This window comes from Paenibacillus sp. FSL L8-0708 (genome assembly GCF_038009325.1).
Lineage (GTDB): Bacteria > Bacillota > Bacilli > Paenibacillales > Paenibacillaceae > Paenibacillus_AQ > Paenibacillus_AQ odorifer.
On sequence record NZ_JBBPBC010000001.1, the window covers coordinates 3135761 to 3162614 of the forward strand.

Genomic DNA, 26854 nt, shown 5'->3' on the forward strand with positions numbered 1-26854 from the left:
AGGCCGAAAATGGATCACATTATAAATGACGAAATGGAAATGGCTGCTACGGATGAAGAGCTGTTTTATGAGCAAGTGGCTGGACAGAAAAGAAAACTTTATAGCATTGCCTACAGCTATTTGCGAAATGAAGCGGATTCGCTGGAGGTTTTGCAGGAGGCAACCTGCCGCGCATGGATTAAACGAAAAAGCTTAAAAGATGCGGAGCGTTTCGCTCCTTGGTTAACACGAATTTTGATTAATTGCTGTAATGATGAGCTGAAACGCCGAAAGAGGAATACAGTCGCAGAAGCTGCTCGAAGTGATGAGGGGATCATGGAGATGAAAAGTGACCGCAGACTGGACATGGAACAAGCGCTGGATGGAGTGAAACCCAAATATCGCCAAGTGCTGGTGCTCAAATATTACAAGGATATGACCCTTGCCGAGATTGCAGAGGTGCTGGATAAACCCGAGGGCACAGTGAAGACATGGCTGAATAAAGGATTAAAACAACTGCGTGACAAAATGAAGCGGAAGGGGGAGCTATTTTATGGCTGAGTCTGAAGAGAAGCTGCTTAAAGATTATTTTCAGAAAATCGATGCGGAGGCAGAAGAAATTCTGGATGTAAAACTGGACACCGCGATCCGCAAGGGGATGCAGCAAGGGAACCGTTCACGTTTGCCTTTTAGAAAAAAGTACGCTGTTGTTGTATTGGTAGTCTTGGCATTCGCCTTACTTATAATTTTGCCTTGGGCAAATCAGATGATAAATCCCGTACGTGCGCAATTACCTCCAAAAAGCTGGGGTCAGCTTGAAGTGTTTAGACCCGTTATTGCTAATAATCTGACGATTAAATCAGCACTTGATGCGGGGATGATGAAGGAGGTAAATATCTCTTCTCCTGAGGTGGACGGGATAACATGGACTGTTAATGGAATCATTGCAGACCGAAGAGGCATTGTGGTGCTTTATACAATCCAGAACAATACGGATCAGAAGATGCAATTCATGGGGTTGTCTTTGAAAAAAGCGCCAGAGGATAAATTTTCAATGAGTGGCTATAGTGGCGTTAGTAACTCCGTGAGTGAGGAGGATGGTTCTCCTGGTACGACTTATATGTTTCAACAAATTGTGTGGGATAAATACCAAGATGAGTTGCTGGAGAAGTTGAATGTTACATTATCGGTTTTTCCAGCAACAATTGAACATATTATCATGAACAGTGATATCAAAAAATTAAGCGTCACCATTCCTATGGATACTGATAAAGATTATTTTGAAGGAGAGTTCGTTGATCTGAAGGATAGTTTGGCTGTTTCTGGACAGAAGATCAAAGTGAATAATGTTTATATGGGGCCTACTGGGATTTATACGCAAGAATCTTATGACGGCGATAATAAAATGAAGATTTTTAGAACACTTTCGCCTAAGTTAATTATGGGAAAAGGGAAGGATCAAGAGACCTTAAATGGGTTGGGTAGTGTTTCATTAACAAATGGCGGCCCACAGACAAATATCTACCATAACGATAATATGAGACCCGATGATCCAATCAAGCTTGAAATTGAGGGGATTTCAGCACTGGATAAATCTAAGGTGGAGTTAGTGATTAACACGGAAACACAGCAGATTTTAAAGGCACCGGATAGCTACCTCACAATTTCTAAACGGACCGCGGACGAAGAGCAGGGAATTATAGTATTGGACTTATTGATTCCCAAAAAAGTTGAGGAGTTGCATGAAGCAACCGGTTTTGGGATAGACGATAATTTTGTGGATAGCGCTGGAAGCGGACATTGGCTTGTACATGATTCTGAGGGTTATTCTAGATATAGAGAATACCGTGAGGACGCTAAGGGAACTACAATAACTTATTTTCTCAACGTAGGCAAAGAAAAGCTGCCTCAACCTTTGACTTTTAGGTTTACAAATTATCCAAATATGATCATGGAGACGGATTCTGTGCGGATTAGATAACCATCTGGATTTTAAAGCCTCAAATCAAAAGCCCTGTTCCTCAAATTGTGAGAAACAGGGCTTTTTTGATTTTAAACTATATACCTACTGTTTTTATTCCCCAGCGAGTGCATCGCAAAAGGCTTTCCCGTATGGCGGAAGATCTGGCGGGCGGCGAGCGGAGATGATATGTCCATCCGTAACTACAGCCTCATCCTTCCAGATGGCTCCGGCATTCTCCATGTCATCACGGATGCCTGGCGTGGAGGTGACGGTTACACCTTCCAGAATTTTAGCAGAAATTAATACCCAGCCTGCATGGCAGATCTGCCCAATCGGTTTTTTAGCCGCATTAAAATCCTGTACAAGCTTTAGAACGGCACTGTATCTACGGATTTTATCAGGAGCCCAGCCGCCTGGAACCAAAATCCCATCATAATCTGCGGCATTAAGCTCGTCCCAGGAGTATTCTGCTTTAGCTGGTACGCCATATTTACCGATGTACGTCTTATTTTTTTCCAGACCTGCCAAATGAACCTCGGCACCTTCTTCTCTCACCCGATACACGGGATACCAGAGCTCCAAATCTTCAAATTCATCGTCTACGAGTGCTATGACCTTTTTACCGGCTAGTCTCATTTAGTTAAGCTCCTTTCGATTCCCATGATTCTTTCATTATTCTATCAAATTTAAAATATGAAGTCATCTTTAGGGATGTAAATTATAGACAAATTGCCAATTTAATCATTATATGCAATAAAGGAGGGTTTTAATCGAGTAGAGTCGAATATAGAAGTTGAAAAAGTCAAACTTTGTGCTTTATTAATTTTGTGCAAGAGGTGTAGAAGATGTATAAAGATAATTTGATGGAGAAGTTGTGCAGTTGTGGTGGCCTCATGAACTTACATATGCATTCTTTGATTTTTAATACGAAGATGAAGATTACCCATGTTCCTGTCTATACCTGCCCGGAATGCGCTAGTTATGAACCTTTGCAGTTTATTAAAGCAGATCTAGGCAAATTAGTAAAAGAACTCAGTGGAGATGATCCGGGAAAAGATTTTTTGTTTACGGAGAGAAATGAATTGGCCAGTGTATTAAAAGAATCCTTGTCAGAAACTATAATAGGGGGAATATCAGAACTAGAGACGATAATCCGAGAGAGGATTCAGAGCCGAGTCGATATGCTTCTCGATATTTATCGTTTAGCTGAGAAGCTGTCAGACCAGTATTGGATGGAAGAAACTAGTCGAAGATTGTCTCAATTAACCTTCCAAATGGCTGAAAATGAAGATTATAAAAAAATTGTGTGAAAATAATGAAAATTTTTCACGGAATGTTGGATTTTTCACTCACTTTTTGTTACGATAGATAGAAGTTACATTATTGATGCTCTTGGACAGGTTAACCAGCACTGGTCACAATTTTAATCCAGGGTGACGTTTTCAGCCTTGAAAGAAATTTTGAAAGGAAAATGAAGCGTTATCATTGCACAAATGTACAAAGTGTCGTATCATATTTTTAATTAGTCGAACGATAAAATTTATCGCAATGGAGAGAGTAATTTGACGGTAACCATTTACGATGTAGCTCGAGAAGCAGGCGTATCTATGGCTACGGTATCACGGGTTGTGAATAATAACCCTAACGTGAAACCGCAGACCCGGAAGAAAGTTTTTGAAGCGATTGAACGTTTGGGATATCGTCCCAATGCCGTGGCAAGAGGTCTTGCCAGTAAGAAAACGACAACCGTTGGGGTTGTCATCCCTGATATTTCAAACTCGATTTTTGCAGAAATTGCACGCGGGATTGAAGATATCGCGAACATGTATCATTACAATATCATATTGTGTAACGCGGATAAGCGTAAAGAGAAAGAAATTCGTGTCATTAATACCCTTTTGGAGAAACAGGTCGATGGTCTGCTCTTCATGGGGGGTACAGTAACTGACGAACATATTCAAGCTTTCCAGACTTCTGCAGTTCCGATTGTTCTATGTGCTACACGGGATGAGAAGGGAACTTATCCTTCCGTTGACATCGATCATGAAACCGCTGCTTTTGATGCTGTGAACACATTGATTCGTCACGGTCATCGTGAGATCGCTATGATCAGTGGCACACTGCAGGATCCTGCAAATGGATATGCACGTTTCCATGGTTACAAGAAAGCATTGGAACAGGCAGGAATCGAGTACCAAGAGGATTTGGTACGCATCGGTAACTACCGCTATGAATCTGGTGTAGAAGCAATGAAGTATTTCCTTGGACTCAAGAAGAAACCAACCGCTATTTTTGCGGCAACGGATGAAATGGCTATTGGTGCCATTCACAGTATTCAAGATGAAGGTCTGAAGGTACCGGATGATTTCTCCATCATTAGTGTGGATAATATTCGTATGGCTTCGATGGTTCGTCCTTTGCTGACAACCGTAGCTCAGCCTATGTACGATTTGGGCGCAGTTGCGATGAGACTTTTGACCAAGCTTATGAAGAAAGAAACCGTTGAGAATCCGCGGGTTATCCTGCCTCATGAAACGATTCTCCGCTTGTCGGTTAATCATCTGAATAAGTAATTTAAGAACTGAACAGTTATTCCGTAAAAAGCTCCTTATGGAGCTTTTTATGTTTTTATTTGCTAAATAAATCTTCAAAGGAGGTATTTATTGTGAGTGAAATCATCGGATTAATCGGAGCGATGGATGAAGAAATCAAGCTGCTTCTAGAGGGTATGGAGGACAAGCGGACAAAAGTTAAAGCAGGTATACAATATTACATAGGAAACATATTAGGAAAATCCGTAGTGCTCTGTAAATCTGGCGTGGGTAAAGTAAATGCAGCAGTTACGACTCAGATTCTAATTGATAATTTTGGCGTATCCCGTGTGCTGTTTACTGGGGTTGCTGGAGCAGTACATGCTGAATTGAATATTGGAGATATTGTTATATCGTCTACATGTGTACAACATGACATGGATGCTACGGGGCTTGGGTTCGCAAGAGGCGAAATTCCTTATCAGGAGACTTCCGTCTTCCAGGCAGACCCTGCGCTAGTGCAGCTTGCTGAGAAGGCATGCAATGAGCTAGGTCAAAAGTACTTGATAGGCAAGGTGTTATCTGGTGATCAATTCATTTCTAATGCGGAGATTGTAGCTGAATTAAGAGAGCAAATGGATGGAGCTTGTGTGGAAATGGAAGGGGCGGCGGTTGCCCAAGTCTGTCATATGAACGCCACGCCCTTTGTCATCATTCGCTCCATGTCAGATAAGTCTGATGGATCAGCTGAGGTGAATTTCAGGGAATTTACAGTACAATCTTCACAACGCTCGCATTCCATATTAGAATTTATGCTGCAGCATATTTAATGATCAATACATAAAGCGTTGTCTAAAACGTACTCTGTCAAAGGTCTCCTGGGAGGACATGGGCACCTCTTGTCCAATGCGAACCATTAGGCAGTTAGCGGGATGTGAGCAAATTTCTGGATCATCCGTAGCATACCAAACCATATTTACGGTCTTCATCAGCCGTTCCATCATCTGGCGATAGGCCCATACGTCCAGCCCACTGCCTTTTAAATCCCAGTGCCAGTAATACTCTGTTGTAAAAACAATACAATTCTCCAATTGCTCCCGCTCAAAAGCAGTAGAAACCAGCAGCCGGCCTAGTCCGGCCCCTCTATAATCATTACTCACCTCTATCGCTCCAAGTTCAATAAGATCCTCCATACCACCCTGTGACCATAACTCCATTTCATCTGGATAATGGAAGGTCACATAGCCTACTATAACGTCATTCTCTACTGCGGTAATTACACGGCCCTCTGGCAAGCTGGCGATCTCTACGAGCGCCTCTTGCTGCTCTAAGGGCCTGCGGAAAGCATCAAGGTCCTGATGCATATGCAGGACTTCAAGGTCCTCGGGAGATCGGGGTCCGCTCACAGTTATCGTTCTACCCATATAGGAGAGAGTATGGGAAATAGGGATTTTGCGATGCTCCATGAAAGTGCTCCTTTCAGATCAAAAAAATGGTATGTAAACGCTTGCTATGGTATACTAATTCAGACATAAAAAATTCACATTCATTGCATTGACATCATTATTTAAAACATGAGTCTTACCCTTAAAGCTTAAATCAAACGAGTGAGGGAGGCAAGAGTGATGGGTCAAGTCCATAGCGAAATTTTGCCGGGTCGTGTGCAGAGCTCCAATATGTCTGATTATGCGGAGGCAGTAGCCAATTTTGAGTGGGAGGATGTTGAACGTAATTTCTCATGGTATGAAACCGGCAAGGTTAATATGGCCTATGAAGCCGTTGATCGCCATGTGGATGAAGGGCGGGGAGCGGCAACGGCCCTACTCTACAGTGACACTGTACGGGAAGAATCCTATACATTTGCCGATCTGCAGGAGCGGTCGAACCGGTTCGGAAATGTATTGCGTAAATATGGCATCGGTAAAGGAGATAGGGTATTTATTTTTATGCCTCGCCAACCGGAACTGTATTTCAGTCTGCTAGGTATTCTCAAAATCGGAGCCATAGCAGGGCCCTTATTCGAAGCCTTTATGGAAACAGCGGTTAAGGATCGTTTGGAGGATAGTGGGGCTGTTGCGCTGGTAACTACGCCAGAATTGCTGCATCGGGTCAAGCGAGAAGAGCTTCCTGAGCTGCGTCATATTTTTCTAGTAGGTGGAGCAACTGATATTGAGCAAGGAAACTTAGGATTCGCAGAAGAGATGGCTAACGTTTCTGCTGATCTTAATTTAGAATGGCTTGATTTGGACGATGGCCTTATTATGCATTATACTTCTGGTTCTACAGGTAAGCCCAAAGGCGTTTATCATGTGCATAGAGCAATGATTCAACATTATTATACAGGTAGAGTAGTGCTAGATCTACGTCAAGACGATATATACTGGTGTACGGCAGATCCTGGCTGGGTGACCGGAACTTCATACGGCATATTTGCCCCTTGGTTAAACGGGGTGACCAATGTAGTCAGAGGCGGCCGCTTTAGTCCTCAGGATTGGTATAAGACAATCGAACGGAATAAGGTATCTGTATGGTACAGCGCACCTACAGCTTTTCGTATGTTAATGGGTGCAGGGGAGCACTCTTTACAGGGGATTGATTTAAGCAGTTTGCGTCATGTTCTATCGGTTGGTGAACCGTTAAATCCGGAAGTAGTACGTTGGGGAGATAAATTTTACAATCAGCGTATTCATGATACTTGGTGGATGACTGAAACAGGGGCACAATTGATTTGTAATTATCCGTCAATGGATATCAAACCAGGCTCGATGGGCCGTCCGTTACCGGGGATTGAAGCAGCGATTCTGGATGACCGGGGTAATGTTCTCCCGCCTTTTTCTATGGGGAATCTTGCGATAAAAACTCCATGGCCATCCATGATGAAAACGATCTGGAACAATCAGACGAAGTATGAGGAATATTTCCGGATTCCTGGCTGGTACATTTCTGGCGATTCAGCTTATATGGATGACGAAGGATACTTCTGGTTTCAGGGACGAATTGATGATGTCATCAACTCTTCTGGTGAGCGTATTGGTCCATTTGAAGTGGAGAGCAAATTAGTGGAGCATCCGGCAGTGGCAGAAGCGGGTGTAATCGGCAAACCGGATCTTGTGCGGGGGGAGATTATTAAGGCTTTTATCTCGCTTAGAGAAGGTTATACTCCAACTGCTGCCTTGAAAGAGGAGATCGCCGCTTTTGTCAAAGCGGGTCTGTCTGCACATGCTGCCCCGCGGGAAATCGAGTTTAAGGATAAACTTCCGAAGACACGATCAGGTAAAATCATGCGGCGTGTACTGAAGGCATGGGAGCTGCATCTACCGACAGGAGATCTATCCACGATTGAGGATTAGAATGAATTGTAAAAAAACACCGTTCCCGGATGAATTCATGGGAACGGTGTTTTGCTGTGTAAAATTATTTAATGATCTTTGGGTTAACGTGTCCCTGCATTATTACCTGCTGTGGTATTATTACTGCCTCCAGTACTGTTACCTCCGCCGGCTGGTGTTTCCGTCGGTAGTAGCGGGAGAATGTTACCTGGATCCTCAATAACGTCTCCTGGTGTCGTCTCAGGCTCTGTAGGCGCCTCTGTACCAGGTTGTTGATCAGGTGTAGGAGTTGCTTCGGGTGTTGGTGTAATCCCTCCAGCAACGCTGCCAGAAGCCGTCTCATTACCTGCAACATCCACGGCTGTTACATAAAAGGTTGCATTAGCACTTGCAGGTGTACCCGGTGTGAATACCTTGTTCTCATCTGCCATGAGTATAGATTGCTTCTGGAAAGAACCTCCGTTTAATGAACGATATAAGCGGTATCCCACAACATCTGCCGAGCTGCTAGCGGAGAAGCTGATGACCGCTTTACCAGTGCTATAAGAGACGTTAACATTTCCGGGAGCAGCAGGGGAAGCCCCATCGTCCACACGTGGATCAACTTCTGTTGGGAAATCCGTCTTGGCATCGGCTGGCATATAATACTCCAGTGATTTATGATCCTTCATCTTAGGGAAGGCAGCCAGGAGTTCTTTGACTAGTTCCTGTATCGGCTTCTCGCGTTTAACGACGATTTTTTCCTTTAGGAACTCCTCTGGAGTGCCTTCCAACGGGATATAATTGACGCCTTTGTAAGTAATATACTTGGCTTTGGAAATCCCGTCGTCGCTCTCTTTTGGCACATATTTTGTATTAAATATATCCGTTGTGAATTTATCAGTCAGGGATGTTGGCAGTTTGCCGCTATATGCGGAAACTGTCTTTTTGATAATTCCCTCAGGTTGTGCAAATTTGTCTGTGACGAATAGTTCCGGTTGCTTATCAATGACAGCATTCAACACTTTTGCCCATAATGTTTGGGCTTGACGTTTTTGTGTATCTCCCGTAAGGGTGTTGATTTGCTCTTTGTAGCCGACCCACATTCCAAGTGTGACATCAGGAGTGTAGCCCATAAACCATACGTCTCCATAATTCTGGGTAGATCCAGTCTTACCGACAATCGGAATTTCTTTAGAGTGTTTGTATTCTCTTTTTACGGTGCTGGCTGTACCCTCTGTAATTACAGTTCGCAGCATATCTGTCATTAGGTAAGCTGTTTGCTTAGAGAATACTTGCTCAGGATTAACCTTGTGCTGATAGATAATTTTGCCCTCTGAATTGACAATTTTCTCAATCATGTAGGCATCATTAAAAGCTCCTTGGTTACCGATAGCGGAATAGGCATTGGTTAACTCTTCTACGGATACTCCGTATTTCAGACCGCCTATAACCCCGGTCTGCGCGCTGTAATCATCATCTGTGAGGGTGGTGATCCCCAGCTTTTTAGTAAAGGCCCAAGATTTCTCTATTCCGACCTTTTCATTAAACAGCTTAAGCGCAGGCAAGTTGAGCGATTTGTTAAGTGCGTAACGGGCAGTGACCAGACCTTGATAGCGATTGTTGGCATTCTTAGGAATGTGGAATCCTTTTCCGCCATCTTTTAGAATAATTGGCGCGTCATCCACAATCCCGGCAGGCTGAATCAGCCCTGCATCTAAGGCTGGTAAATAAGCTGAAATTGGCTTCATAGTCGATCCGGGCTGACGGATCATTTGGGTAGCATAATTCATCTGCTCAATATTGAAGTCGCGACCCTCAATCATGCCGAGAATGGCTCCGCTTTTGTTGTCGATTAACATGCCAGCCGTTTGTTCCATACCTTTGGTTTTGCTGTCTTTAGTAAAATTATTGCTGTCTTCTGAGACACTATGCATTGCATTGTAAACTTTTTTATCAATGGTTGTGTAGACTCGATAACCGCCGGTCATGAGCTGCTGCCTTGCTTCCTCAAGTAACACGGCATTGTCAGTAGTGCTATTGGCATCCGTTGTGCCATTTTTCTCTTCATTCAATGATAGAAGGATCTCGGATGCTTTACGCTCAGTCTCCATCATCAGATATGGATAGGTAGCATAGGCTTTTTTGGTGTGCGGCGCCAGAGAACTCTTGATATCAAATTGAAGGGCTTCATCATATTGAGAGGTAGTAATCTTATTCTCTTCAAGCATACGACGAAGTACAAGATGTTGACGGTCCATAGCTCTGTTGAAAGCTTTTTCGTTGAATTCACCTATGCCATTAAATGCAGAATAAGTGGAAGGGAGCTGCGGAAGACCAGCCAAATAAGCTGCTTGAGCCACGTTCAATTTGTCCAGATCGTCTAGACCGAATATTCCCTTGGCTGCTGCTTTAATTCCGAATACATTGTAGCCATTCGAGCCATTGCCGAAAGGAACCTTATTCAGATAAGCCGTTAATATTTCTTGCTTGGTCAAGAAGCGTTCCAATCTAAGAGAAAGTAGAATTTCTTTTACTTTGCGATCTTCTGTCCGATCCAGATTCAGGAATACACGTCTTGCGAGCTGCTGGGTGAGTGTACTGCCTCCGGTCTGAACGGATTCATTGAGAAGCTTTTGTTTGACGGCACGTAAGGTGCCTTTGAAATCCACGCCATTATGCTCATTAAAATTATTGTCCTCTATAGCGAGAACTGCATCGATAATAAGCTGGGGGATATCGTTGAATTCAATGAGCCTTCGGTCTTCTTCTGTCCGAAGCTGGCCGATCGGTGCGCCGTCTCGGAAATAAGCGAATCCGGTGATCGCATTTTGACTGACCTGCTGCTGAATCATTTCTTCGGAGCGAACAGGTTCATCCTTCACAATGGAAGCGACATAGCCTGCTACAGCACCACCGGCAAATAGAACGCCTATTATTCCAAGAATAAACATCCACTTAACTACAGAACCGAACCTGCTTAGGGCGGATCTGCGGGGTGAAGGCTTCTTAGCGTTTTTTTTCTTGTTCTCTTGAGCCATCGACGATAATTCCTCCTTTTAACGGAATTATTATAGCATAAATTGGCGTTTTTGAATGCGCTTCTACCTGATTCTCATGGTCTTAAGATTCGACTTTTGTGCAAAAATTATAAATAAAGTAATTTAGGGTATGATTTGCGGAAGCATAACCTTTTACAAACGGCATGGAATTTAGGATATTGACATAACAAAAAGCCCCCGGATTAATCCGGAGGCTTTGGTCATACCCGCTAAAAGCGAGATATTAACGGTTGTAGAACTCGACGATTTGTTTCTCATCGATATCCTGGGAAAGCTCGGAACGTTCTGGCAAACGAATATATTTACCTTCGAAAGATCCTTCAGCATATTCCAGGTAAGCTGGAAGGTGGTTACGGTTAGCAAGAGCTTCTTTAATGGAAGCCATGCCTTGGCTCTTCTCGCGAAGACCGATAACGTCGCCCAAGCTTACACGGTAAGAAGCGATGTCGACTTTTTTGCCGTTTACAGTTACGTGTCCGTGGGATACCAACTGACGTGCTCCAGCACGGGAGTTAGCAAATCCAAGACGGTAAACTAGGTTGTCCAAGCGGCTTTCAAGCAAGAACATGAAGTTTTCGCCCGCAAGACCTGGAAGTTTTTGTGCTTTAGCGAAGAGAGTACGGAATTGTTTCTCTCCCAAGCCGTACATGTGACGCAGTTTTTGTTTTTCCAAAAGCTGCATTCCGTAGTTACTTACTTTTCTGCGTTGGTTAGCGCCGTGTTGTCCTGGTGGGAAAGGGCGTTTCAGGTCTTTGCCTGTACCGCTAAGGGAAATGCCCAGACGGCGGCTGAGTTTGAATTTAGGTCCGGTGTAACGTGCCATGTTATAGTAGACTCCTTTATATTTGAAATTTCAGGTTAGGGCTCTATTTGCGCCGCATTTCGTATCCGTGATTAGCATTAATGGCTTCCACACTACCAGGGAAGTTCAGCCGCTGCCCTGGCAGTAACGAAATGCGTGAGGGTGACACAACGTTACGCCCAAGTAAGACTTGTTACAGTCTTGTTCAACAATAAATATTATATGAAAGTAGCATATAAAGTCAAGCGCATATTAAAAGAGTTTTTGTCATTCTTTGTCGTTAGTTCTTTGGTCCTAAAAAAAATCCCGGAAATAAGGAAAATATAATGCAATACACAAAGAAAGGGAGTAAAATATAGTTAATTAGATGTTAATTGGGAAGGTTTTTTTTCTTAAATGAGAAGCAAAGGGGATCTTCGTTATGTCAGAACAGAAAGCATACGCTTCTCAAGACAGTCGTATGCTGATACAGGACAAATTGCACACTAGTAGAGATTCCGAAGATCCCACCGCCTGGCTTAGGGAAACGGAAATAGTGTCCCATGACTTCCCATATTTGGCCAATCTGATTGCAGACAGCTTCGAGGAATGGATCGATGGGCTAGAGGCTCTACCATTCGCTAAATCATGGGATTGGTGTGTGCTGAATTTTGAAGGCAGATATTTTGCTAATATTGCCGATCAGCAAGAACGATGGAGGCACCAATGGGAGCAAGCGGCTGCAGCTAGTTTACTTTCTGGCGCAACCTCATCTGTTCAACTTACGGTGCAGGGTCAGGATATGAGCTTTTTTACTATACCGCTCATCACTCGCGTTGACAAAGAAATTTTTGCCTTCCTGGGCTGTGCTATGCCGACACAACAATATTTAATGGGTGGACGAGATACTGCTGAGGCTATATCTTTGCAGTACCGGACCATATTCTATCATAAGTTTGAACATATTTTTGTAACTGATCTTGCGAGTGTTCATCAACATGCTGAACGTGAGAGCAATCGCCGCTCCTTGTTATTTCAGATCGTTCAGCGGATGCATGACAATATTGATGTGAACGCTGTGCTTACGGAGGTTATAGATAGCATTTCTGCAATGTACCCTGGTGCTAGGCTTGAGCTGTTTATGTCGCAAGATCACCGCAGCACTCATCCGCAGGTCAAACCTTTACCGTTTCAGATGTCCAGTGATGATGTCTGCGCTAGAGCATTTAAAGACGGCCGTGTTGCTCTGAACACCAACACTGAAGATCAACACATTGTAGAGATTGGTCTTCCGCTAGGCGGGAAGCAAGGGGTTTATGGCGTATTCGACATGGTGATGGATAACTCGATCTTTATGGATGTAGATTTACGGTTTCTCTCGATGGTGGCGGATACCGCAGGTACTGCTTTTGAGAATGCCAAGCTGTATGAACGCTCCAATCAGCTCATTCGTGAGCTGCGTATGAGTAACGAACTTACACAACGGCTGAATCAGAGCTTGCGTTTAGGGGATATTTTTCAATTTGCGTTTGAAGAGCTGTTGGAGATGTTTGGTGCAGACTACTGCTGTATTTTACATATGAACGAAGAAAAGGGCGGGCTAGAGGTTATTGCTTGCAATCATTCCTCCTTGCAAAATGAAATTTTAGAAGTAGGACAAGGTTTAGGCGGGAAGGTCTATACTACTGGGGAATCATTAATCATGTCTAACTACATAGATAATCCTAATACTACTTCTCGTTTAATGAATGCTACCGGGTCGCAGTCGCTGATTGCCACACCTTTAAGTGTAGGTGGTGAAGTGCGTGGTGCCATCATGTTGGCGCATCGCGATGCCCATTATTTCTCTTATGACAATTACAGATTGCTTCAGGCGATGGCGGGGCATATTGGACTAGCTGTAGGGAATGCAAGGCTGCATGCCGAAGTTAGACGTCTAGCGAACAGAGATAGCCTAACTGGACTTTATGCTCGTCATTATCTGGACGAAGAAATAAAGGAACGGCAGTCTACAGATTTTTGCGGTTGCTTAATTGTTGTGGATATCGATCAGTTCAAGATGGTGAATGATACCTATGGTCATCAAAAGGGCGACAAGATCTTAAAAGAGGTCAGTGAAATTGTGAAGTCCTCCATCCGTCAAGGGGATATTGCTGCGAGGTGGGGTGGAGAAGAACTGTCGGTCTATTTACCATTAATGGGAGTAGAACAGGCAGTAAATGTGGCTGAACGTATTCGTAAGCGAGTGATGAATGAAACCGAACCTAATGTAACAGTGTCCTGCGGTATAGCAGAATGGAGCTGGATGGACGAACGTGTAAGTGTCGAATCCCTGTTCTATCGAGCGGATATGGCACTGTATAAAGCTAAGAACAATGGGCGTAACCAGGTGATCGTTGACACTAAATAGAATGGCAGCGGTGTGAAGGGATTGCCTCATAAGTAAAAAAAGATAGCAGAGCAGCGGTTCTCCCGTATTTGGAGAGTCGCTGCTTTTTGTTTTGGCAGATCGCTGGCTGCTTCGACTGTGTATCCATCATGCTGCGAGGCTTGCGGACTCAGAAGACGCTATTGGCGTGTATTTTGCCTTTGGGGCATGTTTTCGGACACCAGAGACGCTATAGCTTGGAAAAAGACTCATTTTGTGTGTTTTTAAGGTCAATAGCTGTGCTGGAGTCCGTTGGTATGGGAAATATCGGGAAATGCTGCGTTAAGGGTCAGCTGTGTCCGTTAGAGACAACGGTGCGGCGACTGTAACGGCAATATTCGCGCATCGGCACGTGACTAGCAGTTCTCCCGTAATAAGGAGTTGCTGGTCATTGTTTTGATAGTTGGCTCGCTGCTTCGACTGTGTATCATACATGCCGCTGCGATGCATTCGGACCCAGATGACGTTATTAGCATGATTTTAGCTTTTTAAGTGAGGTTTCGGACACCAGAGACGCTATTGCTTAGTATGAGGGGCATATCGGGCGCATTTCGGGTCAATAGCTGCAATGGAGTCCGTTGGCATACGAAATACCGCAAAATACTGTAATTAAGGTCAGCTGTGTCCGAAAGCTTCAACGGCGCTGCGACTGGCAGCGGTAACTTCGTGAGTCTGAAGGTGGTATGTACTGACATTCAGAAGCAAGCGACGAACGCGCATAAGTTAGAGCAATGTATGGAAACCGATTACAGCAACGTATTTGCATCTGTATAAGGCGCGCAGGAAGGGAGAACCCTATAGTGGGCTGTAAAGTAAAATACTCCAAGAAAGGCCTGATGACCGTGAGAAAGTCATTATTACTGAAGGGGTTAGTTCTTATGATTTTTACCTTGTCCTGCGTGTTCAACAGCGGTTGCAGCGTTATTAGAGATAAACCAGCCAAGGAAGATCTGAGTTTGGTGTTAGCGGGTATAACGGGCAGCGATGGGGTTACTTTTAAAGGGTCAACCATGCTTACAAAAGGTGGAAAGACCGTTCCGGAATCCATGATATTTTACGAAGGCACAGTACAGGACCATAAGAAGGTCAATCTGTATACACTGCTTCCTGATAAATCCTCAGCCACAAAAAAATCAGCAAATAGCGCTAAAGATTTAAAAAGCAGCATCACTTCTATGAAAGCTTTCCATAGTCAGCTAGAGAAAAAAGAGGGGGAATGGGTAGCGTTGACCACTGAAGGTTCCTCTGAGGACGGAAATCCGCTTGCTTTGCTTAATCCGTTGAAACAGCTGGAGGAGCTGCAATCCATGGAGGCTAATGTGACTGAAGATGCGGGTGCAGGCAGAGGGACAAATGTGCTGCGGATCGAGCTGACGCCTGCTGAGGCCAGAAAGCAGCTGACTGCTGAATTGGAAAAAGAGATGCAAGACCTTCGACCTGAAACACCAGATTCTGCTGGAAAAATAACAAAGAACGACCAGGCGGTTACGCAAGCTTTGGTGGAGCTATGGGAGAAGAAAAATAATGAATTACAGCAAAAGCTGAAACAAGCTAATGTTGAGACTGTCTACCATTTAACCGTTGATACAAAACATAATCTGCCGAGAAAGCTCACCTTAAATCGTAAGGTTACCTATTCGGAGGCGGGAAATGAATCTGATAATGAAACTTATGTATCACAGGTGAATTTTTCAGGCTTTCGTTGATTTTCACATTATCCCACAGGTCTTGCGCTCCATACAGGGCGTGCTACAATAGAAAAGCTTGCTTATTTTTTAGACAGAGGAAGGAAGAATACACAATGAAAGATCCCAGAATTCAAAAGCTGGCAGCTAACCTAGTCGGTTATTCTGTAAATGTCCAGCCAGGCGAGAACGTGCTCGTCGAAATGATTGGCAATGAAAGAGATTTAATCAAAGCTGTTGTAGAGGAAATCGGCAAGGCCGGTGGTCATGCTTTTGTACAATTAACAGATCGTACAGTCCTGCGCAGCATGCTTAAATACGCAACTCGTGAGAGTCTTCAGACATGGGCTGAAATTGACTTGAACCGGATGAAGCAAATGGATTGTTATATCGGGATTCGTGCAGGTGAGAATGTGAACGATCTGTCCGATGTTCCTGAAGAAAATATGAAATTGTATAACTCGTTGTACTCTCATCCAGTGCATAGCGAACAACGTGTGAAGCATACGAAGTGGGTAGTACTGCGTTATCCGAATGCGAGCATGGCTCAGCTTGCGAATATTAGCACTGAAGCGTTTGAGGACTTTTATTTCGAAGTGTGTAATTTGGATTACGCCAAGATGGACAAGGCTCAGGATGCTTTAGCTGATCTCATGCGCAGAACGGATAAGGTACATATTTTGAGTGCTGGAACAGATCTTAAGTTCTCGATTAAAGGAATCGGTGCAGAGAAATGCTCCGGGCAAAAAAATATTCCGGATGGCGAGGTTTACAGCGCCCCAGTTCGCGATTCTGTAAATGGAACGATCAGCTATAATGCACCGTCAGTATATAATGGAGTGACCTTTGAAAATATCAAATTCAAATTCGAGAACGGAAAAATTGTTGAAGCCACCAGCAATGACTCCGCTCGTTTGAACGAAATTTTGAATTCAGATGACGGCGCGCGTCATATTGGCGAATTCGCTATTGGTTTTAACCCTTACATTCTTCACCCGATGAATGATATTCTTTTTGACGAAAAAATCGCAGGCAGCCTGCACTTTACGCCAGGACAAGCATATGATGTTACAGATAACGGTAACCGCTCCTCCATTCACTGGGATCTTGTGTTGATCCAACGTCCCGATTATGGCGGCGGTGAAATTTATTTTGACGATGTATTGATCCGTAAGGATGGAATTTTTGTGTTGCCGGAACTCGAAGGTCTGAATCCTGAAAACTTGAAATAAAATGTAATAACAAGAAAACTCCTTGCACAAGTAAGCGGATTCAATGTATCATAAGAAATGATAACAAAAGACTAAAGTTTTATAATCAAGTTGCGGAGGGATTTCTATGTCCAGTAACAATGCGGCAATTGTCGATATTGCCCAAACGGCAGGCCAGTTCAACTCTTCAATCGTTCTTCAAGCGGACAACAAGTACATTGATGTTAAAAGTATCCTTGGTTTGTTCACTACTTTGGTATCCAGCCAAAGCTATGAGCTTCATGTTCATGGGGCAGATGCTGAAGAAGCTAAGAAGGCAATGACTGAAGTGTTTGCAAAACACGGTTTGAAATTCACAGTTGTTGCTGAGTAATAGTCGTGCTAAAAACGTCCTACCGGTTTTCGGTGGGGCGTTTTTTCTAGAAGTAGATACGAAACTTGATAGGATAACGCAGCAGGTTCTTTTAAATATATGGTTAGTATAAACTGAATTGTTGTATTGATACCGGATTTCGTCTAATATTAAGTAAAATAGTAAAAGCAGCTTAACTTTTGGACATGGGGGGGATAGAGGCATGACTTCATCGGAATTACAGGAACAGTATAATCTTAAAGCAATCAATCTTCTACAAGAAGATGCCGATAAAATTCAGCAACTTATAGAAGTGCAGATGGAGAATCTGGCAACACGCTACTGCCCTCTCTATGAGGAAGTGCTGGATACCCAGATGTACGGTTTCTCCAGAGAAGTGGATTTTGCGGTTAGAGCAGGTTTGGTCCCAGAGATTACTGGTAAGATGGTACTAAGTAAGCTGGAGCGTAACTTAGCAGTACTCTACGAGGCTTTGAACAACAAAGCGAAGGAAGAATAAATATCGGTTTCTTAAGTATTTATAGAAGCGCACATGAGGACGAATCGCTCATGTGCGCTTTTTGTTGTGTACAATGGTTAATAATGATTATACAAGATAGAAGGAAACTCCTAAAATCAGGTAGACCGTTAATAACAAGAGACCCTCATACCAGTTAGTCGAGCCGTCCTGAGTAATTGATTTGGCAATAAAGACAGCTACACCGATGGCGACAATTTCGATGGTCGTAAAAACTATGTCCATTGTATCACCCATGAAATAACTGGCGAAGATTAGGACAGGTGCTACGAACAGGGCGATTTGCAGACTGCTTCCAACCGCAATTTCTACTGCCGCACCGATTTTGTTCTTCATGGCCAGCATAATGGCTGCACTATGCTCTGCGGCATTACCGATGATAGCTACGAGGAACGCACCTACAAACAGCTCGCTGAATCCGAAACGTTCTGTCAAAGTCTCTAACGTTCCTACCAGCCACTCACTCACGAAGGCTACCATTACAGTGGCAAGCACGAGATAAAGGATGGATTTGTTTTTGGACCAAGCAGGGGCATGTTCATGAGCTAATTCTTCTTTACCCTCTTCAGTAACGTCCTCTAGATGTTTCTTATGCGTGATCATGGAGAAGATTAGCCAAGCTATGTACGAAGCGATGAGCAGCCCGGCAACGATTAAACTGAGCACATCGGTATCCTTCTCCGTAATAGAGTGGGTGGTAAAGAACATAGCGGGAACAAATAAGGCAATGACGGCAACGATCATCAGGGAGCCATTCATTCCGGCAAGGGTTACGTTGAAGTTCTGAACTTTGAACTTCATCCCGCCGGCGAAAATACTCAATCCTAGAACAAGCAACAGGTTGCCGATAATAGAACCGGTAAGACTGGCTTTGACCATGTCGAACAATCCTTCCTTAACCAGGAAGAAGGCAATGATTAGCTCAGCAGCATTGCCGAAGGTGGCGTTTAGGAAGCCGCCCAGTCGTTGTCCGGCATAATGAGCTACACTTTCAGTGGCCCGGCCGAGAAAACCAGCCACAAACACCACAGCGATTGCTGATAGAATGAACTGCAGGGTATGATCCCAATCGGCATAATGGCCGATCGCACTAAGGATAAAGGCGATACCCATCAGTGATGGTGAAATCCATTTTTTCAATGTGAAGGCACTCCTATCTATGTATTTAGATTGAATTCATAATCAATATACCCAAATTGTTCCTAGGTGTAAACGAGAAAGCGATAAAGTGATTTGCTTTTTAGCCTGTTTTGGAATTACAATAATTGATAATGAGTGTAGGGGGGATATGGCATGGCAGAACAACTTCAACTGGAAATGGGAAATATACGAATTTCAAATGACGTCGTCTCAAAAATTGCCGGTTTGGCTGCCTTGGAGACTCCGGGAATTGCAGCCATGTCTGGTGGCCTGTCAGAAGGCTGGGCGAAACGTCTAAGCGGTAAGAACGTTCAGAAGGGCGTTACCGTTGAAGTAGGACAACTGGAAGCAGCAGTAGATCTACGAATTATCGTTCTCTATGAAACACCGATCCACGAAGTGTGCCGGATGCTTCAGCAGAACGTACGTGAAGCTGTGGAGAGCATGACTGGACTTCATATTGTTGAGGTAAATGTCAAAGTTGAAGGCGTAGCTTTCAAGAATGATGAAATCTCTTAAAAAACTTGTACACAAAAAAGCAGTCCAAGGTTAATTCCCTGGGCTGCTTTTTTATGTGTAAATTCCCTAACCTCCGGCTTTATAAAGCTTACCGGGAACGAACCTGTCTAACCGTTGTTACAGATTTCGTTACTTCCTCTTTGGCAGGAAGGTTGGTTTCTCTTGAGATGCTTAGCATAATTCCCATGCACAGCATGCTGACAAGGAGTGAAGAGCCCCCGTAGCTGATAAACGGCAAGGTAACGCCGGTAAGAGGGATTGTATTGGTTACACCGCCGATATTGACAAAGGCCTGAATGGCTATGAGGCCCATAATCCCAATTCCGACGAGCGTACCAAAGGGATCCTTACACCTTAAAGCGATTAGAATACCTCGCCAGATAAAATACAGATATAACATCAAAAATATGGAGGTCCCAAGAAAGCCGAACTCTTCACCAATTACGGGGAAGATAAAGTCCGTATAAGGGTATTTTAGATAGTCCAGCTTTTGAATGCTTTTGCCGAAGCCGGAACCACTTACTCCACCTTGGCCAAGAGCGGTTAAGGATTGAATAATGTTATAACCATCACCCTCAGCAACCTGATAAGGATCTAAAAAGGCAACGATACGACCTTTTCTATAATCCTGAGTGTCAGTGGCTTTATCGGATGGAGATAAGGAATCAATCGTTGCTTTGGCGCCTATAACTAGTCCTACACCCAGCACTAGCAGTGCTATAGAGCCCAGAATATGCTTCATGCTGGCACCACCGGCATAAATAACAAGTCCGCTGGTAGCTACGAGAATAAGGCAAGAACCTAAATCCGGCTGCATCATTATAAGTCCGGCAACAATACCCACGATGACCATTACAGGGATATATCCTGTACGGAAATCTCTAAACCGTTCACCTTTTTTGGTGATAAGTGCTGAGATATACAGGATAATCGATATTTTGGCTAATTCGGTGGGTTGAATTCCAAGTGTTCCGATACTAAGCCAGCTCTTGGCACCATTAATTTTTTCAGAGAAGGCTACCACGAGCAGAAGTATAACGGTGATGATAAAAATAGGTACATACCACTTCTTAAACTTACTGTAGTGAATGTTCATAGCTATAAACATAACAATGGTTCCGAGTACGATCCAGATCACTTGGCGTTTAATGAAAAATAGAGGGTCATTACCGAACTTCGAGCTTGCTAAGGTTAAGCTTGAGCTAGCACTGAAGACCATGACTAGACCGAAACCCACAAGTAGTAGTGTTAAGATAAGTAGTTGGAAATCGGGTGTTCCTCTTTTGGGCAGGCTGACATTTTGTTTCGTCGTTCCCTTTCTGTTACTCAAGCCTCTAACAGCTGCTTTAATTCAAGAATCCGCTTAGCAGCAGTGTCCAATACTGGTTTTGGCACCGGAGATTCATATTCCAGGCCATGAGGGAAGGTTGCTTTTCCTAAGTATACGGCTTCAATTGCAAGTACGGCATCAGACTTCTCTAGTTTTCCCTCGACAGCGCGAGTGTTAATGCGTAGGAAGTATTCGCCACCATCCTGTGGGTCTTCAATTTTGCAGTCGTAAGTGGCACGATAGTATTCCCATTGCCAGCGGATGAAGCCAGCTTTTGTGGCACTCTCGTCCAGATAGAGAAGATCACTCTTCAATCCTACGAGGCCCGTGTTCTCAAAAATCATAGCACGCATATCCCCCTTATGAAGTATAATGATGAATTTCTGATCCGATTGCTGATGTTCTACCTCATGATAGTATGTTTCTAAAGGTTGTGCAAGAGTAGGCAGTGCCTAACAATACCCAGTTTTTTGCGTTTCTGCTACAATAAAAGAATTATAGTCGTTCGCGGCTGGAACAAAGTGAACAGGACTGCTATCGCTTGCTATGGATGCGGGTTTATCGAGAAGGGGATGGAGAACTTATGAAGAGCTTAGCGGTTGATTCGCTCATGCCGGAGATCGTGGAATGGAGACGCCATTTGCATCGTCATCCGGAGTTGTCTTTTCATGAAAAGGAAACGTCAGCATTTATAGCAGATAAGTTAGCCGAATTTGGAATTGAAGTCAGAAAAAGCGGGAAAGGGTATGGTGTGCTTGGCATACTACGGGGAAAGCGGCCGGGGAAAACTGTGGTTCTTCGTGCGGACATGGATGCCCTACCTATTAAAGAGGAGAACAAGAAGGATTACGTTTCGCAAAATGAAGGGGTAATGCATGCCTGTGGACATGATGGCCACACTTCCATACTGCTCGGTGTAGCCTCTTACTACAGCAGCCGGCTTGAAAAGCTGGAAGGGGAGCTGCGTTTTCTTTTTCAGCCCGCAGAGGAAGTATGCCCAGGAGGGGCGCAGGGGATGATTGCCGAAGGCATGTTAGAAGGAGCGGATGCGGTGTATGGTCTGCATCTGTGGACTCCATTGCCTATGGGAACTGTTGGGAGTGCTCCGGGACCGTTGATGGCATCTGCGGACGAGTTTTTTATAGATATCATTGGCAAAGGCGGACACGGCGGCATGCCTAACCGTACCATTGATAGCATCGTGGCGGGAGCGGCGCTGGTGACCCAGCTCCAGAGCATTGTAAGCCGCTCTGTGAACCCGCTGGAGCCCGCTGTACTCAGTGTAGGGACCATCCAAGGAGGATTCGCCCAAAATGTCATTGCCGAGCAATGCCGGATCACAGGGACAGTACGGGCATTCGACGAGGAGACACGGCATTTGATACGCCAGCGAATCGAAGAAATGACCGTTTCTATTGCCAGCGCTTACGGGGCAGAAGCTAAGATAGATTACGTTATGGGATATCCTCCCCTCGTAAATCACGATGGTGAAGTGCAGCGGTTTTTCGAGGTGGCCCCAGCGGCTTTAGGAGAATCTGTTGAAGTGATTCGGATGGAAAAGCTGATGCCAGCTGAGGATTTTGCCTATTATGTTAAGGAGATTCCAGGCTGCTTTATGTTTGTGGGTGCCGGAAATCCGGATAAAGAGGCTGACTATCCACATCATCATAGCAAATTTGATTTTGACGAAGATGCCATGCTGCACGGAATGAAGCTGCTCATTGCTATGGCGAATTCCTGTATGCGTGAGAACACAATCGTATAATTTCGTTTCATAGAGGAGAACCTATTCCCATAACATGGAGACCATGATTAGGAGGGTTCATTCTTGAAGACAGTGAAAGAGGTTATGACGAAGGAGCCTGCAACGGTTACGCTGCAAGATAATGTGTATGAAGTTGCCGTGAAAATGCGAGATTATGACACTGGATTTATACCTGTTGTTGATAATGAAGAACATAAGACACTGCTCGGCGTAATTACTGACCGCGATCTCGTGATTAGAGGTTATGCAGCTAAACATCCTGGTTCAACCTCAGTGGAAACTGTAATGAGTAAAGAGATTCAGACCGTCTCGGAGAATACTTCAGTAGATGAGGCTGCAGAGGTAATGGCTGGCTGGCAAATTCGCAGGCTGGCGGTGACACGTGACCAGAAGCTGGTGGGCGTTGTGTCGATTGGAGATCTGGCTGTGAGCGACATTTTTGCGGATGAAGCTGGTGAAGCCCTCCATGATATTTCGCAGCAGCACTTACATTAAATAGTCAGATAGGGAAGCTCATGACCGTTATGCGGGGATGGGCTTTTTCCTGTTATATGAAAATAAACAAAATTACATAGCGCAAGCTTAAATCACTTGAACACTAGGGAGGAAAAGCTATGAATGGATCAGGAGCTTGCATCGTACGCAGGGACCGGACAATTTTACTGGAATGTGCTCATCCGGATTTTGAGGTGGCAAGGAAAAAGCTAGGGACCTTCGCGGAGCTGATAAAAAGTCCTCCTGCTTACCATACCTACCGAATTACCCCTTTATCTCTTTGGAATGCAGCTGCGCTTAATTATACTGCTGAGGAGATTATCACTAGCCTGCATCACCTTGCACGCTGGGGTGTTCCCACAGGATTGGAGGAGGAAATTGAAACTCTTTTGTCCAGATATGGAAAGCTGACTCTTCATGGCCAAGAGACTCAGAATGAGGTCGTTATGTTAAGAACGGATGCTCCTGAGCTTTTGAATGAGTTGAGTGATGTACAAGGTCTAAAAGCGTTGGGTCTACTGAGAATAAATCCTCTGGAATGCTCGTGCCCTGCGGAGAATAGAGGGCTTTTGAAACAAGAGCTGATGAGATTGGGGTATCCAGTTCTCGACTACGCCGGATATCATGAAGGGCAAGCGCTTAGCTTGACCTGGAAGGAGAATCTCGATACCTGCAAGGCTGATTCGGCAAACGATTCATTTGGCTTACGTGAATATCAGCAGGAGGCCGTTCAGCTGTTTCAAGGGACAGAAGGACAAGGGGGAAGCGGTGTGGTGGTGCTGCCTTGTGGCGCAGGGAAGACAATTGTAGGAGTAGCAGTACTTGAAAGTCTCCAATGTGAAACCCTGATTTTAACTTCAAATACAACGTCCGTAAGGCAATGGATGGATGAATTGCTGGAGCGAACAGATTTGGCTGGAGAGGCAGTAGGTGAATATTCGGGTGAAAAAAGAGAAGTGCGGCCAGTTACCATTGCCACCTATCAAATATTAACGCATCGTTCGTCCAAAGACGGTCCGTTTCTCCATATGAAGCTGTTTAACGAACGCAATTGGGGCTTGATTATATATGATGAGGTTCACCTGCTTCCAGCGCCTGTATTTCGGGCTACAGCAGACATTCAGGCTACACGTCGACTGGGGCTTACAGCCACTTTGGTTAGAGAAGACGGGAAGGAAGGGGATGTGTTCTCTTTAATCGGACCGAAACGCTACGATTTGCCTTGGAAGGAGCTGGAGCAGCAGGGCTGGATCGCTGAAGTGGAATGTGTAGAGATCATTGTGCCGATGAATCCGGAGCTTAAACAAGAATATATGTACGCGGCGGCAAAAGAAAAATTTCGTATGGCTTCCTGCAATCCTGCCAAAGCTGAAATTGTAGCCAAGCTTCTAAAGGTCCATACAGGTTCTTCGGTGCTGGTTATTGGACAATATCTCGACCAGTTAAGTGAACTGGCTGACAGGATCGGGGCGCCTTTAATTACCGGCAAAACGAAGCAGCGTGAAAGAGACGAGCTATATGCGGCTTTTAACGAGGGAGATATACAGGTACTGGTGGTGTCAAAAGTAGCGAATTTCGCGGTGAATTTACCTGACGCGTCAATTGCTATTGAAGTCTCGGGAGCTTATGGATCACGGCAGGAGGAAGCCCAGCGACTAGGTCGAATCCTCCGCCCCAAAGCGGGGGAGAATAAAGCCTATTTCTATACACTGGTATCTGAAGATAGCCGGGAACAGGATTTCGCTTTGCGCCGCCGGATGTTTTTGACTGAGCAGGGCTATGAATATGTCGTTAAAAAGATGCCGAGTGGAGAGGAGCGAACCATCCATTGAACCAGCTGTCAACAGAAGCATTAGAGGTCTTAAAGCGATTATGTGCAGCTTATGCTGCCCAGCCGTTTGAGGAAGGGAAGGAAGAACGATTGCGCCCTGTGGCGCTTTGTCGTGCTGAGCAAAAGCTTGCAATGAATGAATTGCGCCGCGAGGGGCTGTTAACTGCAAGGCATAAAATATTAGGCGAAAAGCTGTACCAGATTCCTGTTGATCAGCTGCCGGCAATTGAACAAGAATTTTTCCCGTATCAGCCGCAATTCATTGCCGGGCATTTAGTGAGTCTTACCATGGAAGCAGGAGCCGGACTGGCGATAGATTTGTTTCGGGCTTTGCTGTTCACCGCTTGGGAAGGGTTGCCGCTGACAGCCAAGGGGATTATTCATAAAAAGCATCTAAACCGCTTAGCGGCGCAGCTTTCTTTTGGGGAGGAGCATTTGCAAGGGCTCTCCGTAGGTTCTCTTTTAGAGGAACAGAAAACTCTTTCTGTCATAGCGACGGTGGATATCCTGCTGTGTCTTGGACTTATTCGCAGGCAGAGTGCCGGATACACGCTTGATCTGGAGCTGTTGGATCGTTGGCTGCAGCTTCCTGAAGCGACGATGAGTGACATTCTTTATGGGATTGTAATTAATCGCTCTGGAAGCGTGGGCCCAGCCGATCAACATTTTCGTTATATAATTTCTAATGCAGATTTTATCCCCGGGAAATGGATAATGCTGCCCGCACTATTAGACTGGATGATGGCTTCTAATCTCACAGGTAACATTGCCCGTAATGAGCTTGAGAAGTCAAGCTTGAACTGGTTACGTTGTTTAACAGGCTTTGGCTGGTGTGAACTGGGAGAAACCGCTGAGGGCATGTTGTGTTTTCGCTGGACCGCTGCTAAGCCAATGCTATCTGCTGAGAGGGGATCATTCGCTGCTGTTGGGTCTGGAGATACACAGGAACAGTTTATTGTGCAGCCGGATTTCGAGGTGCTGGTTCCACCGGAAGTCCCCTATTCTGTACGATGGACACTGGCTGGCTGCGCTGAGCTCCTGCAAAGTGATACGATATGGAGCTTCCGGCTGACGAAAGAGAGGTTGGAACTTGCAGCTGAGCATGGAATGTCACCGAACGACATCATCTCCTGGATAAGCGAGCATGCTCTGGGCGGGCTTCCTTCGGTGGTTCAAATGTCCCTTGAGCAATGGGCAAAAAGCATTGGCCGTACTTCACTATCGCAAGTAATTCTCTTGACCTGTCAGACGGAAGCCGATGGAGCTGCTATCGCAGCTCACCCGCGTTTACAGGAGAATCTTGAACGTATCGGTCCTTTACATTTCATAGTGGACCCGGAATATATGGAACAGATACGAAAAGAACTGTACTCCGCGGGGCTAGCGCCTTCCAGAATCATTGGAGGACAGGGGGAGGATCCAAACGTAGGGTGGAGTTGGTTTCCTCATGAAACAGGAAACCCCGAGGCAACGTATGTTCTTCCAGAGCTGAATGTAGAACTAGGATTGCTGTCCAAAGGGAATCCTTTTCTTAACCTGCCGGTTATTGCTCCTGAACAAGAGGAAGAGATTCTCTTCGGTGGAGAAAATGTACCGCAGATCTGGAGCAAAGAATGGCGGCATTATCATAGCTCGACTGCACAAAAGGTGATGGAGCAAGGGTTAAGATGGGGAGTCAAGGTGCGTTTTGCACTAAATGATCAGATGTTAGATTTTATCCCTTCCCGCATAAGCGGAAATCCATGGAGAGTTTCCGGACAGCTGCTCTATCACGATGGTGAAACGGTTGAAGATATAGAGCTCACTCCGGAAGACTGGAAGGAAATGAAGTTAGTTATTCCCAAAGGACGAAGAAATTCCTCTTCTGCTCAAGCGAGTGATTATGGTATGATAGAAAAGTCTACTGAATCGGTAGATCATTAACGAAGAAAAGAGC

The 26854-nt window shown here is 44.8% G+C and carries 24 protein-coding genes; 17 read left to right on the forward strand and 7 right to left on the reverse strand.

Features of this window, described 5'->3' with window-relative positions; translation table 11 throughout:
- Positions 1-9: 9 nt before the first annotated feature.
- Together NYE58_RS14785 and NYE58_RS14790 are read left to right on the forward strand one after the other, a co-directional pair.
- Positions 10-540: a sigma-70 family RNA polymerase sigma factor gene (locus NYE58_RS14785; protein WP_094902125.1), complete on the forward strand. Its 531-nt coding sequence runs from the start codon at positions 10-12 to the stop codon at positions 538-540.
- Entirely contained in the window at positions 533-1960 is a 1428-nt protein-coding gene (locus NYE58_RS14790) for a DUF4179 domain-containing protein (RefSeq protein WP_076275868.1), read from the forward strand. Before NYE58_RS14785 ends, NYE58_RS14790 begins: the two co-directional genes overlap by 8 nt.
- A 93-nt stretch (positions 1961-2053) precedes the next feature.
- On the opposite strand, the gene NYE58_RS14795 is transcribed toward NYE58_RS14790, so the two are convergent.
- The gene (locus tag NYE58_RS14795; RefSeq protein ID WP_038570273.1) at positions 2054-2578 is read right to left on the reverse strand and encodes a type 1 glutamine amidotransferase domain-containing protein; all 525 of its coding nucleotides are present in this window, start codon (positions 2576-2578) and stop codon (positions 2054-2056) included.
- A gap of 257 nt (positions 2579-2835) precedes the next feature.
- Here NYE58_RS14795 and NYE58_RS14800 point away from each other — a divergent pair, with 257 nt between their 5' ends.
- The 3 genes from NYE58_RS14800 to NYE58_RS14810 all read left to right on the forward strand — a co-directional run bounded on the left by NYE58_RS14800 (position 2836) and on the right by NYE58_RS14810 (position 5303).
- Positions 2836-3252: a hypothetical protein gene (locus NYE58_RS14800; protein WP_341002209.1), complete on the forward strand. Its 417-nt coding sequence runs from the start codon at positions 2836-2838 to the stop codon at positions 3250-3252.
- Between the two features lie 252 nt (positions 3253-3504).
- Entirely contained in the window at positions 3505-4515 is a 1011-nt protein-coding gene (gene ccpA, locus NYE58_RS14805) for a catabolite control protein A (protein ID WP_036686140.1), read from the forward strand.
- A 92-nt stretch (positions 4516-4607) separates the two neighbouring features.
- Entirely contained in the window at positions 4608-5303 is a 696-nt protein-coding gene (locus tag NYE58_RS14810) for a 5'-methylthioadenosine/adenosylhomocysteine nucleosidase (RefSeq protein ID WP_076275866.1), read from the forward strand.
- Between the two features lie 3 nt (positions 5304-5306).
- Here the strand turns inward: NYE58_RS14810 and NYE58_RS14815 are convergent, their stop codons facing one another.
- Positions 5307-5939 carry a GNAT family N-acetyltransferase gene (locus tag NYE58_RS14815; protein ID WP_076189864.1) on the reverse strand — a complete coding sequence of 211 codons (633 nt, stop codon included), beginning with the start codon at positions 5937-5939 and terminating at the stop codon, positions 5307-5309.
- A gap of 159 nt (positions 5940-6098) precedes the next feature.
- Between NYE58_RS14815 and acsA the strand changes: the two genes are divergently transcribed.
- A complete protein-coding gene (gene acsA / locus NYE58_RS14820; protein WP_076129125.1) occupies positions 6099-7823 on the forward strand; it encodes an acetate--CoA ligase in 1725 nt (574 codons plus the stop codon).
- Positions 7824-7906: 83 nt separating this feature from the next.
- On the opposite strand, the gene NYE58_RS14825 is transcribed toward acsA, so the two are convergent.
- Both NYE58_RS14825 and rpsD read right to left on the reverse strand, forming a co-directional pair.
- Positions 7907-10822: a transglycosylase domain-containing protein gene (locus tag NYE58_RS14825; protein WP_076189866.1), complete on the reverse strand. Its 2916-nt coding sequence runs from the start codon at positions 10820-10822 to the stop codon at positions 7907-7909.
- Between the two features lie 244 nt (positions 10823-11066).
- Positions 11067-11666 carry a 30S ribosomal protein S4 gene (rpsD, locus tag NYE58_RS14830; protein ID WP_036686147.1) on the reverse strand — a complete coding sequence of 200 codons (600 nt, stop codon included), beginning with the start codon at positions 11664-11666 and terminating at the stop codon, positions 11067-11069.
- Between the two features lie 400 nt (positions 11667-12066).
- Between rpsD and NYE58_RS14835 the strand changes: the two genes are divergently transcribed.
- From NYE58_RS14835 to NYE58_RS14860, 6 genes are all read left to right on the forward strand, one after another.
- Positions 12067-14034 (forward strand): sensor domain-containing diguanylate cyclase, encoded by a 1968-nt coding sequence (locus NYE58_RS14835; RefSeq protein ID WP_341002210.1) that lies wholly within the window; start codon positions 12067-12069, stop codon positions 14032-14034.
- Between the two features lie 639 nt (positions 14035-14673).
- Positions 14674-14826, forward strand: coding sequence for a hypothetical protein (locus NYE58_RS14840; protein ID WP_179086972.1), 153 nt, complete (start codon positions 14674-14676; stop codon positions 14824-14826).
- Positions 14827-14852: 26 nt separating this feature from the next.
- Positions 14853-15758 carry a hypothetical protein gene (locus NYE58_RS14845; RefSeq protein WP_341002212.1) on the forward strand — a complete coding sequence of 302 codons (906 nt, stop codon included), beginning with the start codon at positions 14853-14855 and terminating at the stop codon, positions 15756-15758.
- Between the two features lie 95 nt (positions 15759-15853).
- Complete coding sequence (locus tag NYE58_RS14850) at positions 15854-16969, forward strand: aminopeptidase (protein ID WP_036686152.1); 1116 nt, start codon at positions 15854-15856, stop codon at positions 16967-16969.
- A gap of 106 nt (positions 16970-17075) precedes the next feature.
- Positions 17076-17321, forward strand: coding sequence for an HPr family phosphocarrier protein (locus tag NYE58_RS14855; protein WP_036686154.1), 246 nt, complete (start codon positions 17076-17078; stop codon positions 17319-17321).
- Positions 17322-17523: 202 nt separating this feature from the next.
- Positions 17524-17820, forward strand: coding sequence for a YlaN family protein (locus NYE58_RS14860; RefSeq protein ID WP_036686156.1), 297 nt, complete (start codon positions 17524-17526; stop codon positions 17818-17820).
- 87 nt (positions 17821-17907) lie between these two features.
- On the opposite strand, the gene cax is transcribed toward NYE58_RS14860, so the two are convergent.
- Positions 17908-18978 carry a calcium/proton exchanger gene (cax, locus tag NYE58_RS14865; protein ID WP_036686157.1) on the reverse strand — a complete coding sequence of 357 codons (1071 nt, stop codon included), beginning with the start codon at positions 18976-18978 and terminating at the stop codon, positions 17908-17910.
- 153 nt (positions 18979-19131) lie between these two features.
- Between cax and NYE58_RS14870 the strand changes: the two genes are divergently transcribed.
- On the forward strand, positions 19132-19497 hold the full coding sequence (locus tag NYE58_RS14870; protein ID WP_019911482.1) for an Asp23/Gls24 family envelope stress response protein: 366 nt from the start codon (positions 19132-19134) through the stop codon (positions 19495-19497).
- An 88-nt stretch (positions 19498-19585) separates the two neighbouring features.
- Here NYE58_RS14870 and ftsW read toward each other — a convergent pair whose 3' ends face one another.
- Both ftsW and NYE58_RS14880 read right to left on the reverse strand, forming a co-directional pair.
- Positions 19586-20827, reverse strand: coding sequence for a putative lipid II flippase FtsW (gene ftsW, locus NYE58_RS14875; protein WP_341002214.1), 1242 nt, complete (start codon positions 20825-20827; stop codon positions 19586-19588).
- Positions 20824-21171: a YugN family protein gene (locus NYE58_RS14880; protein WP_036686159.1), complete on the reverse strand. Its 348-nt coding sequence runs from the start codon at positions 21169-21171 to the stop codon at positions 20824-20826. Before NYE58_RS14880 ends, ftsW begins: the two co-directional genes overlap by 4 nt.
- A gap of 206 nt (positions 21172-21377) precedes the next feature.
- Between NYE58_RS14880 and NYE58_RS14885 the strand changes: the two genes are divergently transcribed.
- From NYE58_RS14885 to NYE58_RS14900, 4 genes are all read left to right on the forward strand, one after another.
- The gene (locus NYE58_RS14885; RefSeq protein WP_445671762.1) at positions 21378-22592 is read left to right on the forward strand and encodes a M20 family metallopeptidase; all 1215 of its coding nucleotides are present in this window, start codon (positions 21378-21380) and stop codon (positions 22590-22592) included.
- Between the two features lie 63 nt (positions 22593-22655).
- The gene (locus tag NYE58_RS14890; protein WP_076301805.1) at positions 22656-23087 is read left to right on the forward strand and encodes a CBS domain-containing protein; all 432 of its coding nucleotides are present in this window, start codon (positions 22656-22658) and stop codon (positions 23085-23087) included.
- A gap of 119 nt (positions 23088-23206) precedes the next feature.
- On the forward strand, positions 23207-24919 hold the full coding sequence (locus NYE58_RS14895; RefSeq protein ID WP_076189871.1) for a DNA repair helicase XPB: 1713 nt from the start codon (positions 23207-23209) through the stop codon (positions 24917-24919).
- The gene (locus NYE58_RS14900; RefSeq protein WP_341002216.1) at positions 24916-26841 is read left to right on the forward strand and encodes a helicase-associated domain-containing protein; all 1926 of its coding nucleotides are present in this window, start codon (positions 24916-24918) and stop codon (positions 26839-26841) included. Before NYE58_RS14895 ends, NYE58_RS14900 begins: the two co-directional genes overlap by 4 nt.
- The last annotated feature ends 13 nt before the right edge of the window (positions 26842-26854 follow it).